Here is a 15606-nt window from a genome sequence, read left to right as displayed (position 1 = left end):
TTTTGTCTGCGGACCGTGCTGGGTTGCTCGCGCAGTTCCCCGCGCCCCTCAGGGGGTTGCCGGTCGCCGGAGTACTCGGCTCAGCCACCGATCTTTCGGGGGCGCGGGGAACTGCGCGAGCAACCGGCCACAGCCCGCGGACGAAAGCGGGTTCAGGGGCGCGGGGAACTGCGCGACCAGCCCGGCACCGGGCCGCAGACGAACGCGCAGCGGGGAGCCAGGGCCGCAGGCCCCGCGAAAGGGGGGCGCAGCCCGGGAGAGCAGCTCAGCCCCCACCCACCCCCGGAGGGTTTAGGGAAGGGGCGGGGTGGGGGAAGCCGCCGTCGCCACGATCGACCGCACCTGGTCCACAATCTCCCCCCGGTTCCGCTCGAACCCGGGATCCGTCACCGACCCCGTCGACGGATCCTGGTTCCCCGCCCCGAACAACAGCACCGGCGTATGCACATGCCCCCCGGGAATCGACAACCCCAGCCGGTCTCGCAGCAGCGTCGCCCGGTACGCGATCTCGTTGGAGAGGTAGTCACCCCCGCCCCCGGCCCGCGCCACGGACCCCGCCGAAGGCCCGGCGTCCCGGACCACCGGCCCCGTCCCACCCGCCGGGATCTCCGTCACCGAGGTGTGGTCGTACACCGGGAACGGACCGGTCGAGGCCGCCACGATCGCCGCGTACGGCAGGGAAGTGGTCGTCCACTGCGGCTGGCTGGAAGGGTCGGAGACCGGGACGGTCTCCGTGCGCGACACGTTCTCGTTGTCCGGGAACCCGCCCCGCCAAGCCCCGTTGAACCGCTCGATGTCGATCCGCCCCACCCGCCCCTGGCTCACCGTGGTGAACAGGTCGACCCGGGGCAGCACCGGCCGCAGCGTCCGCTCCACCGTGCCCGCCGCGAAGTCGTCCCAGCGGACCGGGAACACGGCCGTCTCGATCCGGGCGGGCCCGGCGGCCGTCCGTATCCAGGTGCCGTCCAGCGCCAGCGCCGTCGCGCCCGACGGGTTGCTGATCCGGATGTCCCGGTCGAGCGTGAACGGGTCGAAGCCGGTCAGCAGGATCCGCTTGTAGCCGGTGCCCGACCCGTACGCGATCGAGTCCTGGCCCCGCGAACCCCGCTCCAGGCGGTCGAGCAGCGCCGTCCGCCGCGCGGCGGAGAGACCGAAGCCCGGCTCCCAGGAGCGCAGTTCCCGCGTCATCCCCAGCCGCGCCCAGTACAGCGGCCGGTCGTCGCCGCGGCTGAGGTCGCCGCCCGCCGGGCCGCGCCCCTGCACCCGGTCCACGGCCCGCCGCCACAGCGCCGCCCCCTCCCGGGCGACCAGCCGCTCGGCCTGCCGGTAGGACCGTACGCCGTCCAGCTCGTCCGCGAACCGCGCGGCCACGTCGTCGAACCCGGAGCGCCGCAGGATCTCCCGCGGTACGGCCTGGTCCAGGCGCAGCTCCTCCACGGTCGGCGGCGCCCCGGTCGCGGCCGGGGCCTGCGCCTGCGCCGAGACCGGCGCCAGCGCCGTGCCGAGCGTCATCGAAGCGACCAGCAGGGCGAGCCGCGCCACCCGTACACGCCGTCCACGTACCACGGGGAATCCTTCCGTCGGGGCCTGGGCGGCCAGTATCGAGAAGGAACTCCCCTGTGAACAGGGGGACTCGGAGTGACGGGTGAGTAAGGGGAGGAATCCGGCCGCGTCGCCCGCCGGCCGCACCCCCGCGCCCTCCTACGCCGGGGGCCGCGTCGCCGTCACATTGCGGTACGCGATCTCCGCCAGCCGGCTCTGGCCGTCCTTGCTGGGGTGGAACCAGTCCCAGTGGCTCAGCTGGTCGTCGGTGAAGCGGTAGTCGAAGACCGCGCCGCCGTCGTAACGGCAGTAACGGTCCTTCGCGCAGACGCTCTTGAGTGCCTTGTTGTACGCCACCACCCGCTGGTACACGGCGTCGCGCCGCCCGGCCGCCGCGGCCCCCAGGTCGTCCGCGTCGCTCAGCATCGACCGGCAGATGCCCAGCTTCCAGATCTGCTTGCCCAGCGCGTTGCCCCGGCCCTCCGACCACAGCCGCTTGAGGTCCGGCACGCTCGACACGTACACCTGCGTCTTGGGCAGGGTGGCGCGCAGCTGGTGCAGGGACCGCTCGAAGCCCGAGCGGAAGTCGGCCACCGACGTCATCCCGTCCACCGAGTCCCGGCAGGCGTCGTTGCCGCCGACCATCACCGTGACCAGCTCGGGGCGGTGGGACGCGGCCCGGGTCAGCTGGGCCGGGAGGTCGGACATCCGGGCGCCGGTCTTGGCGTAGTTCCAGCTGCGGGCGGCCGCGGAGCCCGGGCCCAGCAGCCGGGTCGCCAGCGAGCGCACCCCCGTGTCACTGCCGGTCGCCCAGGACGCCTCGGGGCAGTCGGAGAGGACCATGCAGGCGTCGAAGCCCCGGGTGATGGAGTCGCCGACGGCGGCGATCGACGCCGGGCGGGGGTTCCAGTGCGAGGTCGGCGTCGGCGAGGGCTTCGCGGCGGCCCCGGCGCGGTGCTCCGCGGGTGGCTGCGAGCTGGTGCAGCCCGCCGTGACGGCGAGCGTGAGCGCCGTGAGAGCGGCGGCGGCCGCGGCGCGCCCCCGCGCGGGGCGGCTTCGGCGCGTCGGCAACGTCCCCTGGTCCATCCCCTGGTCCCCTCCCTCGGGTGCCCCCGGGCGTCCTGGCGAGTGAAAGCTTCGTGTTTCCCGGGCCCAGGACCGACCGTACGACACCTTTCTGTCTGCTCCGCGCGGTAGCTTTGGCCCGTCCAGCCAGAGGAACCACGCCAGACGGCTCCGGTAAATTACATCACGTCACATACTGTCCCCATTCAGGAGATTAGCTCCCGATGCTGTTTACTGTTGAACCCCGGGGCAGAATGTCAGGTGCTGTCCTGACCGAGACCGGTAGGGGCGCGAGGCCGCTGGGGAAGGCGAACCTCGAACCGCACTGGAGGTCCCGGTGACGACACGTGGAGTTCTGTACATCCACTCCGCCCCCCGCGCGCTGTGCCCGCACGTCGAGTGGGCCGTGGCGGGGGTGCTCGGTGTGCGCGTCCAGCTCGACTGGATCCGCCAGCCCGCCTCGCCCGGCACCTGGAGAGCGGAGTTCTCCTGGCAGGGCGAACCCGGCACCGCCTCCAAACTCGCGTCCGCCCTGCGCGGATGGCAGATGCTGCGGTTCGAGGTCACGGCGGAGCCCTGCGCCAAGGCCGAGGGCGAGCGCTACAGCGCCACGCCCGACCTGGGCATCTTCCACGCGGTCACCGGCATCCACGGCGACATCCTGATCCCGGAGGACCGGCTGCGGGCCGCGCTCGCCCGCTCGGTGCGCGGCGAGACCGACCTGGAGGCCGAGATCGCCCGCCTCCTCGGCAAGCCCTGGGACGACGAGCTGGAGCCGTTCCGGTACGCGGGCGAGGGCGCGCCCGTGCGCTGGCTGCACCAGGTCGTCTGAGCTTCGACGCGTGACGAGGAGGGCCCCCACCGCTCGGTGGGGGCCCTCCTCGTCACGTACGTACGCCTCAGACGGAGCGGAACGCCAGTACGACGTTGTGGCCGCCGAAGCCGAACGAGTTGTTGATCGCCGCGATGGACCCGGCGGGCAGCTCGCGCGGCTCGCCGCGCACGATGTCCGCCTCGACCTCGTCGTCGAGCTCGTCGACGTTGATGGTCGGGGGAGCGACGCGGTGGTGCAGCGCCAGGACGGTGGCGACGGTCTCGATGCCGCCGGCGCCGCCGAGCAGGTGCCCGGTCATGGACTTGGTCGCGGAGACCGCGATGTGGTCCATGTCGTCGCCCAGCACCTTGCGCAGCGCCTTGATCTCGGCGACGTCGCCCTGCGGGGTGGACGTCGCGTGCGCGTTGAGGTGGACGACCTCGGAGGGCTTGAGGTCCGTGGAGTCCAGCAGGTTCTGCAGGGCCGCCGCGACACCCCGGCCGGTCGGCTCGGGCTGCGCGATGTGGTGGCTGTCGGCCGACAGGCCCTGGCCCAGCACCTCGCAGTAGACCCGGGCGCCGCGCTTCGCGGCGTGCTCGGCCGACTCCAGGATGACCACACCGGCGCCCTCGCCGAGGACGAAGCCGTCGCGGGCCTTGTCGTACGGGCGGGAGGCCGTGGTGGGGCTCTCGTTGTTCTTGGACATCGCCATCATGTTGGCGAACGCCGCCACCGGCAGCGGGTGGATGGCCGCCTCGGTGCCGCCGGCGACGACGACGTCGGCGCGGCCGGTGCGGATCATCTCCACGGCGTAGCCGATCGCCTCGGCGCCCGACGCGCAGGCGGAGACGGGGGTGTGGACGCCGGCGCGGGCGTTCACCTCGAGGCCGACGTTGGCCGAGGGGGAGTTCGGCATCAGCATCGGGACGGTGTGCGGGGAGACGCGGCGTACGCCCTTCTCCTTCAGCACGTCGTACTGGTCGAGCAGGGTGGTCACACCGCCGATGCCGGAGGCGATGACCGTGCCGAGCCGCTCGGGGGCGATCGGCTGGTCGTCACCGGCGGGGGCGGTGAAGCCCGCGTCGGCCCAGGCCTCCTTGGCCGCGATCAGCGCGAACTGCGCCGAGCGGTCCAGCTTGCGGGCGAGCGGGCGGGGCAGTACCTCGCCCGGGTCGACGGCGGCGGTGGCGGCGATGCGGACCGGGAGGTCGGCGAAGCGCTCGCCCTCCAGGGGCCGGACGCCGGAACGGCCCGCCAGCAGACCTTCCCAGGTCGAGGCGGAGTCGCCACCCAGCGGTGTGGTTGCGCCGATACCGGTGACGACCACGGTGCGATTGGTCGAGCTCACAGGAAATTTCTCCACGGTGTAAGGGGGGATCAGCGGCGCCACCGCCGGGTGGCGGCAGTCACGCGGAACTGAGTCCGGGACCGAGTCGGACGACTCAGCCCTGGTGCTTCAGGATGTAGCTCGCGGCGTCGCCGACGGTCTTCAGGTTCTTGACGTCGTCGTCCGGGATCTTGACGTCGAAGCGCTCTTCGGCGGCGACGACGACCTCGACCATGGACAGCGAGTCGACGTCCAGGTCGTCCGTGAAGGACTTGTCCAGCTGGACGTCCTCGACGGGGATACCGGCGATCTCGTTGACGATCTCGGCGAGACCCTCGACGATCTCCTTCTCAGTGGCGGCCATGTGGCGCTCCTTCGGTGTTTTTACGGGTTTGTGGGCATCCGGAAGATCCGGTGTGCCTAGGGGAGGGTAACGACCGTCGCGGCGTAGACGAGACCCGCCCCGAAGCCGATGACGAGCGCGGTGTCACCGCTCTTCGCCTGTCCGGTCGCCAGGAGCCGCTCCATAGCGAGCGGGATCGAGGCGGCCGAGGTGTTGCCGGTGGTCTCCACGTCACGGGCGACCGTGACGTGCTCCGGCAGCTTGAGAGTCTTCACCATCGAGTCGATGATCCGCATGTTGGCCTGGTGCGGAATGAAGACGTCCAGGTCGTCCGCGCTGATTCCGGCCGCGTCCAGCGCCTGCTGGGCGACCTTCGCCATCTCGAACACGGCCCAGCGGAACACCGCCTGGCCCTCCTGCGTGATCGCAGGGAACTTGCCCGCGGAGCTGTCGTACTCGGTCCACGGCACGGTCTGCTTGATGGTCTCGGACTTGTCGCCCTCGGAGCCCCAGACGGTACGGGCGATGCCCGGCTCGTCCGCGGGGCCGACGACGACCGCGCCCGCGCCGTCACCGAACAGGAAGGCCGTCGCGCGGTCCTCCAGGTCGGTCAGGTCGCTGAGCCGCTCGACACCGATGACCAGCACGTACTCCGCCGAGCCCTCGACGATCATGCCCTTGGCGAGGGTCAGGCCGTAGCCGAAGCCCGCGCAGCCCGCGGAGATGTCGAACGCGGCCGGCTTGACCGCCCCGATCTTGTCCGCGATCTCGGTGGCGACGGCCGGGGTCTGCTTGAAGTGCGAGACCGTGGAGACGATCACTCCGCCGATCTGCTCGGGGGTCAGACCGGCGTCCGCGATGGCCTTGCCCGCGGCCTCCACCGACATCGCCGTCACGGTCTCCTCGTCGGAGGCCCAGTGCCGGGTGGAGATGCCGGAGCGGGAGCGGATCCACTCGTCGGACGAGTCGATCTTCTCCAGGATGACCTCGTTGGGGACCACCCGGGTCGGCCGGTAGCCGCCGACGCCCATGATCCGGGCGAACGGCGCGCCCTTGCTGGGCTTGATCTTCGACATTGCTGCTACGGCTCCTTATTCGGCGCCCGCCGCGTCAGCGGCGGGTGTCCCGGTCTCGGCGATGAGCGCGCGGGCCGCGTCGAGGTCGTCCGGGGACTTCAGGGCGACCGTCTTGACGCCGGGCAGCGCGCGCTTGGCCAGGCCGGTCAGGGTGCCGCCGGGGCACACCTCGATCAGCGCGGTGGCGCCCAGTTCCTGGAACCTCTCCATGCAGAGGTCCCAGCGGACGGGGTTCGAAACCTGGTTCACCAGGCGGCTGACGACCTCGGCGCCGGAGGCGACCGTCCTGCCGTCCGCGTTCGAGACGTAGGTGAACCTCGGGTCGGCGATCTCCAGCGAGCGCGACGCCTCGTCCAGCGCGGCGACCGCCGGGGCCATGTGGTGCGTGTGGAACGCGCCGGCCACCTTCAGCGCCACGACCCGGCGCACGCCCTCGGGCTTGTCGGCCTCCAGGGCGGCCAGCTGCTCCGCCGTGCCGGCGGCCACGATCTGGCCCGCGCCGTTCACATTGGCGGGGGTGAGGCCGAGCTTCTCCAGGTGCGGCAGGACGACCTCGGGCTCGCCACCGAGCAGCGCGGACATACCGGTCTCGGTGACGGCGGCGGCGTCGGCCATGCCGAGGCCCCGCTTGCGTACGAAGCCGAGCGCGGCCTCTTCGGAGAGCACACCGGCGTAAGCGGTGGCGGTGATCTCGCCGACGCTGTGGCCCGCCACCGCGCCGGGGGTGATGTCACCCAGTGCCGCGGCGGAGAGCAGACCCGCGGCGACCAGCAGGGGCTGGGCCACGGCGGTGTCGCGGATGGCGTCCGCGTCCGCCTGCGTGCCGTAGTGGACGAGGTCGAGCCCGATGGCGTCGGACCACGCGGCGAGCCGGTCGGCGGCGCCGGGGAGGTCGAGCCAGGGAGTCAGGAAGCCGGGCGTCTGAGCGCCTTGGCCGGGAGCGACGAGTACGAGCACTCTCACACTCTCTCTTGTGGACGGCCCTGCTCGCCCGTGGGGACAGGGACGAAGAACCGTCGGGGGAATTGTGGGTGTCCGACAAAAGTCTAGGACTGTGGATCTCCGTCGGCCAGACGCCCCAGGATCAGGGCGATCCTGAGCGTGAAGGCGGAACGTACATCGGAGGGCGACCAGCCGGTGACGTCCGTCACACGTCGTAGCCGGTAGCGCACGGTGTTGGGGTGGACGAAGAGCATCCGGGCGGCGCCCTCCAGGCTGCTCGCCTGTTCCAGATAGACGCTCAGGGTCTCCAGGAGCGCAGAGCCCGCCTCCTCCAGCGGTCTGTAGATCTCCTCCACCAGCTGGTCGCGCGCGGCCGGATCGGAGGCGATCGCGCGCTCCGGCAGGAGATCGTCCGCCAGCACCGGCCGGGGGGCGTCCTGCCAGGCCGAGCAGGCCTTGAGCCCGGCGGCGGCGGCCTGGGCGGAGCGAGTGGCCGCCAGCAGGTCGGGGACGACCGGACCGGCCACCACGGGACCGGCCGCGTACGGCCCGATCAGGGCCTTGGCGACCTGGAGCGGGTTGTCGCTGCCGCCCGCGATGACGACCAGGCGGTCGCCGAGCACCCCGGTGAGGACCTGGAGCTTGGCGTGCCGGGCGGCCCGCCGGATCGCCTCGACGGTGAGCTCGCTGTCGCCGTCGGGGGCGGTGCCGAGGAGGACACAGACGTGCTCGGGCGAGTTCCAGCCGAGGGCGGCGGCCCGCGAGACGGCGCCCTCGTCGGCCTCCCCGGAGAGGACCGCGTTGACGACCAGCGACTCCAGCCGGGCGTCCCAGGCACCGCGTGCCTCGGCGGCCTGGGCGTACACCTGGGCGGTGGCGAAGGCGATCTCGCGCGCGTAGACGAGCAGCGCCTCGCGCAGGGTCGACTCGTCGCCGGGCGCCGCGACCTCCTCGATCGCGGTCTCCATGACCTCGATCGTGGTGCGGACCATCTCGACGGTCTGGCGCAGGGTGATGGCCCGGGTCAGCTCGCGCGGAGCGGTCCCGAAGACGTCCGTGGAGATCGCCTGCGGGGTGTCGGGGTGCCGGAACCACTCGGTGAAGGCCGCGATGCCGGCCTGCGCGACCAGCCCGATCCAGGACCGGTTCTCCGGCGGCATCGCCCGGTACCACGGCAGCGTCTCGTCCATGCGGGCGATGGCGTTCGCGGCGAGCCGGCCGGAGGACTGCTCAAGGCGCTTGAGGGTCGCGGCGTGCGGATGGGCGGCGTTCGGCGGCTGCGGCGATTCGGGTTCGGACACGGGGACAAGACTGCCTTATCAGGACGGGTGCGTGCCCTGCCGGGGGTTCGGGGGCGGCCGGGGCCCGTCCGGCGGGGCTACCGTGGATCCCGTGATTTCCGTGAGGCGCGCCGACGAGCGCTACCGGGGCGGGGACGCGGCGGCGGGCATCGAGTCCCTGCACGCGTTGTCCTTCGGCCGTTTCTACGACCCGGACAACCTGCGCTTCGGCCCGGTCCTGGCCTGCAACGAGGAGCGGCTCGCGCCGGGCGCGGGCTTCGACGAGCACCCGCACAGCCACACCGAGATCGTCACCTGGGTGGTGGAGGGGGAGCTGACCCACCGCGACTCCGCCGGCCACGCCACGGTCGTACGGGCGGGGGACGTCCAGCACCTCAGTTCGGCCGGCGGGGTGCGGCACGAGGAGCGCAACGACGGTACGGTCCCGCTGGTCTTCGTCCAGATGTGGCTGGCCCCGCGCGAGCCCGGCGGCACGCCGTCGTACGAGATCGTCCGGGGCATAGCCGACTCGACGCCGTACGCGGTGCTGGCGGCCGGGGCGATGCTGTACGTCCGCCGCCTCGCGTCCGGCGAGCGGACGGCGGTGCCGGATGCGCCGGGGGTGTACGTGCATGTGGTCCGGGGCGAGGTCGCCCTGGCGGGCGAGCGCCTCGGCCCCGGCGACTCGGCCCGCGTCACCGACGCGCTGGGCCTGGACCTGCTGGCCCACGTCCCGTCGGAGCTCCTGTTCTGGGAACTGAACGAGACGTAACGACTGGCCCGGCCTTCGTCTGCGGCGAAGTGGTGGGTCGCTCGCGCAGTTCCCCGCGCCCCTTCTGCGCCCGGTCTTCGTCTGCGGGTCGTGGCCGGTTGCTCGCGCAGTTCCCCGCGCCCCTAAAAGCCTGTGGCTGAGCAGCGTTTTCCGGCTGCGGCGCACCCCCTAAGGGGCGCGGGGAACTGCGCGACCAGCCGTCCACTCACCCGCAGACGAAGGCCGGGCTACAGCTCCGCCAGGACCGCGTCGGTGAACGCGGGCCACGCCTCCCCCGCCCACGGCCCGAACGCCCGGTCCGTCAGGGCCACGCAGGCCGCCGACGCCTCGGGGTCGACCCACAGGAACGTCCCGGACTGACCGAAGTGCCCGAACGTGCGCGGCGAGGACGAACGCCCCGTCCAGTGGGGCGACTTCGAGGACCGGATCTCGAAGCCGAGCCCCCAGTCGTTGGGGTTCTGGTGCCCGTACCCCGGCAGCACCCCCTTCGTCCCGGGGAACTGCACGGTCATCGCCTCGGCGACCGTCAGCGGATGCAGCAGCTGCGGCGCCTGCACCTCCGCCGCGAACCGCACCAGGTCGTCCACGGTCGAGACGCCGTCCTTGGCGGGCGAGCCGTCGAGCGAGGTCGACTCCATGCCCAGCGGCTCCAGCACCGCCTGGCGCAGATACTCCGCGAACGGGATGTCCGTCGCCTTGGCGATGTGGTCGCCCAGCACCTCGAACCCGGCGTTGGAGTACAGCCGCCGCTCCCCGGGCGCCCCCATCACCCGGTGCTCGTCGAACGCCAGCCCCGACGTGTGCGCGAGCAGATGCCGTACGGTCGAGCCCTCCGGCCCGGCGGGCTCGTCCAGCTCCACGGCGCCCTCCTCGTACGCGACGAGCGCCGCGTACGCCGCGAGCGGCTTGGTGACGGAGGCGAGTGGGAAGCGCTGCCCGGTCGGGCCGTGCGCTCCCACGACGGTGCCGTCCGCCCGGACGACGGCGGCCGCCGCGTGCGGCACGGGCCAGTTCTCGATCAGCGCCAGGCTCTTCATACGTACGAGCCTAGACGGTCCTCCCACGGCCGCCGTACGGAAATCCGCTTGCTTGGAGTGCACTCCAACCTTCTAGGTTGGTGGTCATGACCGTGATCGAGAGCACGCCCGTGGAGATCGAGAGCGCCCGTGTGGAGTCGGCGATAGTGAGCCTGTGCAAGGTCCGCCCACCGCACCCGCGCCCCGAGGGCCAGGACCGATACACGATCAGCGAGGTCTCGGCCCTCAGCGGGCTCACCGCGCACACCCTGCGCTGGTACGAGCGGATCGGTCTGATGCCGCACGTGGACCGCTCGCACACCGGGCAGCGCCGGTTCACCAACAAGGACCTCGACTGGCTGGCCTTCGTCGGCAAGCTGCGGCTGACCGGTATGCCGGTGGCGGACATGGTCCGCTACGCCGAGCTGGTCCGCGAAGGCGCGCACACCTTCGACGCGCGCCAGGAGCTCCTGGAGCAGACCCGGCGAGACGTCCTTACGCGCATGGCGGAGCTCCAGGACACCCTCGCCGTCCTCGACCACAAGATCGACTACTACGCGGAGGCCCGCAGGGCGTCGGAGACGGCGTAACCGAGGACGGCCTGGCGTAACCGAGGACGGCCCGACCGAGGACGCCGCGGTGGCCGCGAGGCGAGGCGACAAACGCCCGCGCCGGCCCCGCCGCCGCACCCCTCACAGCTCCGCCAGCAACTCCGCCTTCTTCGCGCTGAATTCGTCGTCCGTCACCAGCCCGGCCCGATGGAGTTCACCCAGGTGCCGGATCCTTTCGGCGATGTCCGCGGGGTCGCGCCGCCCGCTGGACACGGCCACCGGGACCGGGGCGCCGGCCGCGCCCCGGATCGCCTGGAGGACCGCGGCCGCGAACGGCAGCGACTCGTGGACCGGCCCGTATCCGAGGCCGAAGACGACCGCGGCCGGGTCCTGGTCGGGCTGCGGCGCGGCGGCCTCGCCGTCCCGGCGCAGCAGCCGCAGATAGCCGTCGAAGACCTCCGGCGAGCGCCACTCGACCCCGCACAGCGAGGCCAGCGGGAACGTCTGGTCGCCCGCCTTCCACTTCGCCGAGGAGGCGCCGGTCCAGAACCAGCGGAACGCCACCTGACGGCCGTCGAAGGACGCCTTGCCGTCGTACGCCTTGAAGCTCTGCGGCGGCTCCGGCGCGGCCACCACATACCGCTCGCACGGCTCCGCCGCGTCCGGGCCGAGCAGCGCGCGCAGCTCGTCCGCGTAGTACTCGGCGAGCGTCTCGCGCTCCGCGGGCAGCACCAGGCGGTACGGGTCGCACCCGTCCTTCAGCTGTCCCGCCGCGGCGTCCATCAGCGGATCGGCGCCGGGTCTCGGCACCGCGTGCAGCACCACCGTGCCGCGCTTGCCCGGGGTCAGCGTCACCGACTCCAACGCTTCGTGGGGGATGCGCCGTTCGCGCAGCGCCGTGTACAGCTTCGGCGCGCGGATCCCCCGTTCGAAGCGGATGAGTACGGAGTCGGGCTCGAACTCCCAGGTGGCATGAATTCCGGCCAGCACATCACCCATGCGCCTCATCGTAGGCGGCGCACGCCCGCGCGTCCCCCCTCGGCGCCCGCCGCAATCTCACACGGATGTGTGCGGCGAGGCCGTTTTCTACGCGCGTCAGGCCGCTTCGGCGCCGGAAATACCGCGCTGGCAGGCCGCATTGCCTTTGAGACAGCTGACGGAGTCGTACGAACCGACTCCTATCGCGGCGAAGTTGGCCAGGCTCTGGGTGCCGGGGACGAAATAGCCCGCGTGGCCCACGGCGCCGGCCGCCGAGAGCACCCGCGCGCCGAACCGGGAGGACACCGGGTCCGCGCCGTGGCCCAGGCCCGCGACGTCCAGGTGCGGTACGTCCTCGATCCAGTCGTCGCGGTCCCGCATCGCCCACACCCGGGCGGAGGTGCCCAGGTGGGAGGCGCTCTGGGTGCGCATACCGGGGCTGCCCGCGACCGCTATGTCGACCACCCGGGGCGGCAGCCGGTGCGCGGCGACGCCGCAGAGCACCGAGCCGTAGCTGTGGCAGAACAGGGAGACCGGGGCGTTCCCCGGCAGGGCGCGGACGAGGTGGTCGAGCCGGACGGCGCCGTCCTCGGCGAGGCGGCCTATCGCGGAGTCGATGCCGAGCCCGGACGGGGTGGTGTAGTCGGCCCAGGCGATCACCGCGGTACGGGTGCGCGGGCCCGCCGCGCGCTCCGCCGCGTACAGCGACTGCGCCATGCCCACCGGGGCCGAGTACTGGCGCGAGGTGCGCTCGAACGTCATGACGTTGGTGTCGACGCCCGGGACGATCATCGAGACGCGCTCGGCGTGTTCGAGGTCGCCGAAGACCTCGGCGACACGGCCGCTGTCCCAGGGGTCGAAGGCGAGGATCTGCCGGTCGCCGTCGAGCAGCGACTCGAACCGGTGCATCCGGCGGCCCGCGCTCTGGCGGCCGTCGACGGTGAGGCGGCTGTCGTGCATCCGGGCCCGCTCGGTGTCGCGGGCCTCGGTCAGGGCGAGCCGGTTCGCCTCGTAGCGCAGCGGCACCGGAGCGCCGTTGAGGTTGCCGACGACCAGCGGGTAGCGCCGGGCCAGCTGGGCGCGCTCGGCGGCGGTCAGGGAGGCGAAGAACCGGGCGAGCCTGTGCGGCGAGCCGTCGGGTGCCGGGAGCTTCTCGCCGTCGAGGGTGCCCCGCGCCCAGGCGGCGAGGGCGACGGCACGCGGCTCCGTCGACCCCTGGTGGCCGCGGACCGCGGTCCAGCCCGAGGTCGCGAGCATCACGAACACGACGGCGAGCGCGAGCAGCGCGCGCCAGACGTTGAGGGTGGGGGAGGAGTCGAAGGAAGTCACTGCGGTACAGAGTAGGAGGCCCGGAAGGCCCACTGGGGTGACAGTGACTCAGATCACGTTTGAACAGGTCGTGGAGGGTGAGGAGGTTTCACCGACCGCGCGCGCGGGCGCACACTCCGTGCGGTGCGCGCCCCCTGTGATCGCGTACGCCGGTGGCGTGCCCGGCGCCCCGGCCGTACGCGCCAACTGCCTGCTCAGACGCGCCAGTCGCCCGCGAGCGCCGGTCCCAGATGGTCGAGATGCTCCTCGGTGAGCCGTCGCAGGGCGTCCACACCGGTGTCCTCACCGCGTCCCCACAGCCCGCCCGCGACTCTCATCACACCGGTGAAGGCGGCCACCGCGACACGCGGGCGCGGATCGCTGTCCGCGTCCAGCCCCTCGCGCTCCGCGATCAGCCGGGCGGTCTCCTCCTCCAGCTCGGCGGAGCGGCGCAGATGGACGGCGAGCAGCGCGGGCGTCGACTCGATCACCTGGTACGTCCGCATATAGAGCTCGAGGGGCACCACCGGCTGGAGCGTCTCCTCCAGGGTCTCCCAGGAGACCGCCACCGCCCGGCGCATGGCGGTGAACGGGTTCTCCTCGGCCGGCCGGGCCCGCAGCGCGGCCGAGAAGTGCGACTCGACCGTCTCCTGGACGGCGAAGACCGCGGCCTCCTTGCCGGCGAAGTAGCGGAAGAAGGTGCGCTGGGAGACCTCGACCGCGTCCGCGATCTCGTCGACGGTCGTCTCCTCGTACCCCTTGGTGGTGAACAGCTCCAGGGCGACGCGCAGCAGGGCGTCACGGGTGCGCTGCTTCTTCTTCTCGCGCAGGCCGGGCCGGAGCGCGGGGCCGGCCCCGGTGTGCTGTTCCACCGTCACTGAGGGGTCCTCCGCTGGTCACTTTGGGTCGCCCACCTTACCGGTGGCCGATATGGCAGCCACCGACTAGTGAAATGGTTTGTCAACTGTCAGCGGCTGACATTAGCCTCGCGGTATGACTGGTCAGACCGCCGTAGAAAAGAAGCCGCAGGACGTACTCCCGGCGTCGGCCCAGGGGTTGCGCGGGCATCCGTGGTTCACGCTCATCACCGTGGCCGTCGGGGCCATGATGGTCGCGCTCGACGGCACCATCGTCGCGATCGCCAACCCCGCCATCCAGAAGGACCTCGGCGCCTCGCTCGCCGACGTGCAGTGGATCACCAACGGCTACATGCTGGCGCTGGCGGTCTCGCTGATCACCGCGGGCAAGCTGGGGGACCGGTTCGGCCACCGCCAGACCTTCCTGATCGGCGTGGTCGGCTTCGCCGCCGCCTCCGGCGCCATCGGGCTCTCCGGCAGCGCCGCCCTGGTCATCGCCTTCCGGGTGCTCCAGGGACTGTTCGGCGCGCTGCTGATGCCCGCGGCGCTCGGGCTGCTGCGGGCCACCTTCCCGGCCGAGAAGCTGAACATGGCCATCGGCATCTGGGGCATGGTGATCGGCGCCTCCACCGCGGGCGGTCCGATCCTCGGCGGTGTGCTGGTCGAGAAGGTCAGCTGGCAGTCCGTGTTCTTCATCAACGTGCCGGTCGGCGTCCTCGCCCTCGTCCTCGGCCTGGTGATCCTGCGCGACCACCGCGCCGAGAACGCGCCCAGGTCCTTCGACGTCCTCGGCATCCTGCTGCTGTCCGGCGCGATGTTCTGCATGATCTGGGCGCTGATCAAGGGCTCGGAGTACGGCTGGGGCAGCGGCCGGACGCTCGCCTTCATCGGCGCGGCGGTGGCGGGCTTCGTGCTCTTCGCGCTCTGGGAGACGAAGGTGCGCGAGCCCCTGATCCCGCTCGGCCTGTTCCGCTCCATACCGCTCTCGGCGGGCACGGTGCTGATGGTCCTGATGGCCTTCGCGTTCATGGGCGGCCTGTTCTTCGTGACGTTCTACCTCCAGAACGTGCACGGCATGTCGGCGGTGGACAGCGGACTGCACCTGCTGCCGCTCACCGGCATGATGATCGTCGCCTCGCCGGTCGCCGGCGCCCTGATCACCAAGCTCGGCCCGCGCGTCCCGCTGGTCGGCGGCATGGTGTGCACGGCGGTCGCGATGTTCGGCATGTCCCAGCTCACGGTCGGTACCGGCACGGTGACGATGTCGGTCTGGTTCGCCCTGCTCGGCCTCGGCCTCGCCCCGGTCATGGTCGGCGCCACCGAGGTCATCGTCGGCAACGCGCCGCTGGAGCTGTCCGGCGTCGCGGGCGGGCTCCAGCAGGCGGGCATGCAGGTCGGCGGCAGCCTGGGCACGGCGGTCCTGGGCGCCGTGATGGCCTCCTCGGTCTCCTCCCGGCTGCCGGACAACTGGGCGGAGGCGGAGCTTCCGCCGCTGTCGCCCGAGCAGTCCTCGGCCGCGTCCAAGGTCGTCGAGGTCGGCATCGCCCCGGTCCGGCCGGGCACCCCGCCGCAGGTCGCGGACCGGATCGCCGGGGTCGCGCACGACACGTTCGTGTCCGGCATGAGCACGGCGTTCATGGTCGCGGGCATCGTGGCGGTGCTGGCCGCGCTGGTCGCGATGCTGACCAAGCGCGGGGTGAACGCGGAGGCGGGGGCGGGCGTGGGGCACATCTGA

The 15606-nt window shown here is 72.2% G+C and carries 15 protein-coding genes; 4 read left to right on the top strand and 11 right to left on the bottom strand.

Features of this window, described 5'->3' with window-relative positions:
- Positions 1 to 291: 291 nt before the first annotated feature.
- Together ABD236_RS18035 and ABD236_RS18030 are read right to left on the bottom strand one after the other, a co-directional pair.
- Positions 292 to 1512 carry a pyroglutamyl-peptidase I gene (locus tag ABD236_RS18035; protein WP_344074805.1) on the bottom strand — a complete coding sequence of 407 codons (1221 nt, stop codon included), beginning with the start codon at positions 1510 to 1512 and terminating at the stop codon, positions 292 to 294.
- A 189-nt stretch (positions 1513 to 1701) separates the two neighbouring features.
- Complete coding sequence (locus ABD236_RS18030; protein WP_344074779.1) at positions 1702 to 2628, bottom strand: SGNH/GDSL hydrolase family protein; 927 nt, start codon at positions 2626 to 2628, stop codon at positions 1702 to 1704.
- A gap of 316 nt (positions 2629 to 2944) precedes the next feature.
- Between ABD236_RS18030 and ABD236_RS18025 the strand changes: the two genes are divergently transcribed.
- On the top strand, positions 2945 to 3439 hold the full coding sequence (locus tag ABD236_RS18025; protein ID WP_101388175.1) for a DUF3145 domain-containing protein: 495 nt from the start codon (positions 2945 to 2947) through the stop codon (positions 3437 to 3439).
- A 67-nt stretch (positions 3440 to 3506) separates the two neighbouring features.
- Here ABD236_RS18025 and fabF read toward each other — a convergent pair whose 3' ends face one another.
- The 5 genes from fabF to ABD236_RS18000 form a co-directional block, all read right to left on the bottom strand.
- Positions 3507 to 4769, bottom strand: a complete 1263-nt coding sequence (gene fabF / locus ABD236_RS18020; RefSeq protein ID WP_344074778.1) for a beta-ketoacyl-ACP synthase II — start codon at positions 4767 to 4769, stop codon at positions 3507 to 3509.
- A gap of 94 nt (positions 4770 to 4863) precedes the next feature.
- Entirely contained in the window at positions 4864 to 5112 is a 249-nt protein-coding gene (locus tag ABD236_RS18015) for an acyl carrier protein (protein ID WP_344074777.1), read from the bottom strand.
- Positions 5113 to 5168: 56 nt separating this feature from the next.
- Positions 5169 to 6167: a ketoacyl-ACP synthase III gene (locus ABD236_RS18010; protein ID WP_344074776.1), complete on the bottom strand. Its 999-nt coding sequence runs from the start codon at positions 6165 to 6167 to the stop codon at positions 5169 to 5171.
- Positions 6168 to 6182: 15 nt separating this feature from the next.
- Positions 6183 to 7124, bottom strand: coding sequence for an ACP S-malonyltransferase (locus ABD236_RS18005; protein ID WP_344074775.1), 942 nt, complete (start codon positions 7122 to 7124; stop codon positions 6183 to 6185).
- A gap of 89 nt (positions 7125 to 7213) precedes the next feature.
- Positions 7214 to 8410, bottom strand: coding sequence for a PucR family transcriptional regulator (locus ABD236_RS18000; RefSeq protein WP_344074774.1), 1197 nt, complete (start codon positions 8408 to 8410; stop codon positions 7214 to 7216).
- Between the two features lie 91 nt (positions 8411 to 8501).
- Between ABD236_RS18000 and ABD236_RS17995 the strand changes: the two genes are divergently transcribed.
- Positions 8502 to 9161, top strand: coding sequence for a pirin family protein (locus tag ABD236_RS17995; protein ID WP_344074773.1), 660 nt, complete (start codon positions 8502 to 8504; stop codon positions 9159 to 9161).
- A gap of 227 nt (positions 9162 to 9388) precedes the next feature.
- Here the strand turns inward: ABD236_RS17995 and ABD236_RS17990 are convergent, their stop codons facing one another.
- On the bottom strand, positions 9389 to 10198 hold the full coding sequence (locus tag ABD236_RS17990; RefSeq protein ID WP_344074772.1) for a serine hydrolase domain-containing protein: 810 nt from the start codon (positions 10196 to 10198) through the stop codon (positions 9389 to 9391).
- Positions 10199 to 10284: 86 nt separating this feature from the next.
- On the opposite strand from ABD236_RS17990, the gene ABD236_RS17985 reads away from it, so the two are divergent.
- Positions 10285 to 10767, top strand: coding sequence for a MerR family transcriptional regulator (locus tag ABD236_RS17985; RefSeq protein WP_344074771.1), 483 nt, complete (start codon positions 10285 to 10287; stop codon positions 10765 to 10767).
- A 102-nt stretch (positions 10768 to 10869) separates the two neighbouring features.
- Here ABD236_RS17985 and ABD236_RS17980 read toward each other — a convergent pair whose 3' ends face one another.
- The 3 genes from ABD236_RS17980 to ABD236_RS17970 all read right to left on the bottom strand — a co-directional run bounded on the left by ABD236_RS17980 (position 10870) and on the right by ABD236_RS17970 (position 13892).
- The gene (locus ABD236_RS17980; RefSeq protein WP_344074770.1) at positions 10870 to 11727 is read right to left on the bottom strand and encodes a DUF4429 domain-containing protein; all 858 of its coding nucleotides are present in this window, start codon (positions 11725 to 11727) and stop codon (positions 10870 to 10872) included.
- Positions 11728 to 11823: 96 nt separating this feature from the next.
- Positions 11824 to 13035 carry an alpha/beta hydrolase gene (locus tag ABD236_RS17975; RefSeq protein WP_344074767.1) on the bottom strand — a complete coding sequence of 404 codons (1212 nt, stop codon included), beginning with the start codon at positions 13033 to 13035 and terminating at the stop codon, positions 11824 to 11826.
- A gap of 194 nt (positions 13036 to 13229) precedes the next feature.
- Positions 13230 to 13892 carry a TetR family transcriptional regulator gene (locus ABD236_RS17970; protein WP_344074766.1) on the bottom strand — a complete coding sequence of 221 codons (663 nt, stop codon included), beginning with the start codon at positions 13890 to 13892 and terminating at the stop codon, positions 13230 to 13232.
- Between the two features lie 115 nt (positions 13893 to 14007).
- Here ABD236_RS17970 and ABD236_RS17965 point away from each other — a divergent pair, with 115 nt between their 5' ends.
- Positions 14008 to 15606 (top strand): MFS transporter, encoded by a 1599-nt coding sequence (locus ABD236_RS17965; protein WP_344074765.1) that lies wholly within the window; start codon positions 14008 to 14010, stop codon positions 15604 to 15606.

It is taken from the genome of Streptomyces crystallinus, from assembly GCF_039521265.1.
In the GTDB taxonomy this organism is placed as follows: domain Bacteria; phylum Actinomycetota; class Actinomycetes; order Streptomycetales; family Streptomycetaceae; genus Streptomyces; species Streptomyces crystallinus.
Note: the sequence above shows the minus strand (reverse complement) of the source record. Positions and strands in the feature narration are given on the sequence as shown.

Excerpts from the sequence above, each read along its gene's own strand:
- ABD236_RS17980 (WP_344074770.1), bottom strand. The coding sequence starts at position 11,727 with ATGGGTGATGTGCTGGCCGGAATTCATGCCACCTGGGAGTTCGAGCCC.
- ABD236_RS18035 (WP_344074805.1), bottom strand. The coding sequence starts at position 1,512 with ATGACGCTCGGCACGGCGCTGGCGCCGGTCTCGGCGCAGGCGCAGGCC.
- ABD236_RS18030 (WP_344074779.1), bottom strand. The coding sequence starts at position 2,628 with ATGGACCAGGGGACGTTGCCGACGCGCCGAAGCCGCCCCGCGCGGGGG.
- ABD236_RS17965 (WP_344074765.1), top strand. The coding sequence starts at position 14,008 with ATGACTGGTCAGACCGCCGTAGAAAAGAAGCCGCAGGACGTACTCCCG.
- ABD236_RS18010 (WP_344074776.1), bottom strand. The coding sequence starts at position 6,167 with ATGTCGAAGATCAAGCCCAGCAAGGGCGCGCCGTTCGCCCGGATCATG.
- ABD236_RS17990 (WP_344074772.1), bottom strand. The coding sequence starts at position 10,198 with ATGAAGAGCCTGGCGCTGATCGAGAACTGGCCCGTGCCGCACGCGGCG.
- ABD236_RS17985 (WP_344074771.1), top strand. The coding sequence starts at position 10,285 with ATGACCGTGATCGAGAGCACGCCCGTGGAGATCGAGAGCGCCCGTGTG.
- ABD236_RS18015 (WP_344074777.1), bottom strand. The coding sequence starts at position 5,112 with ATGGCCGCCACTGAGAAGGAGATCGTCGAGGGTCTCGCCGAGATCGTC.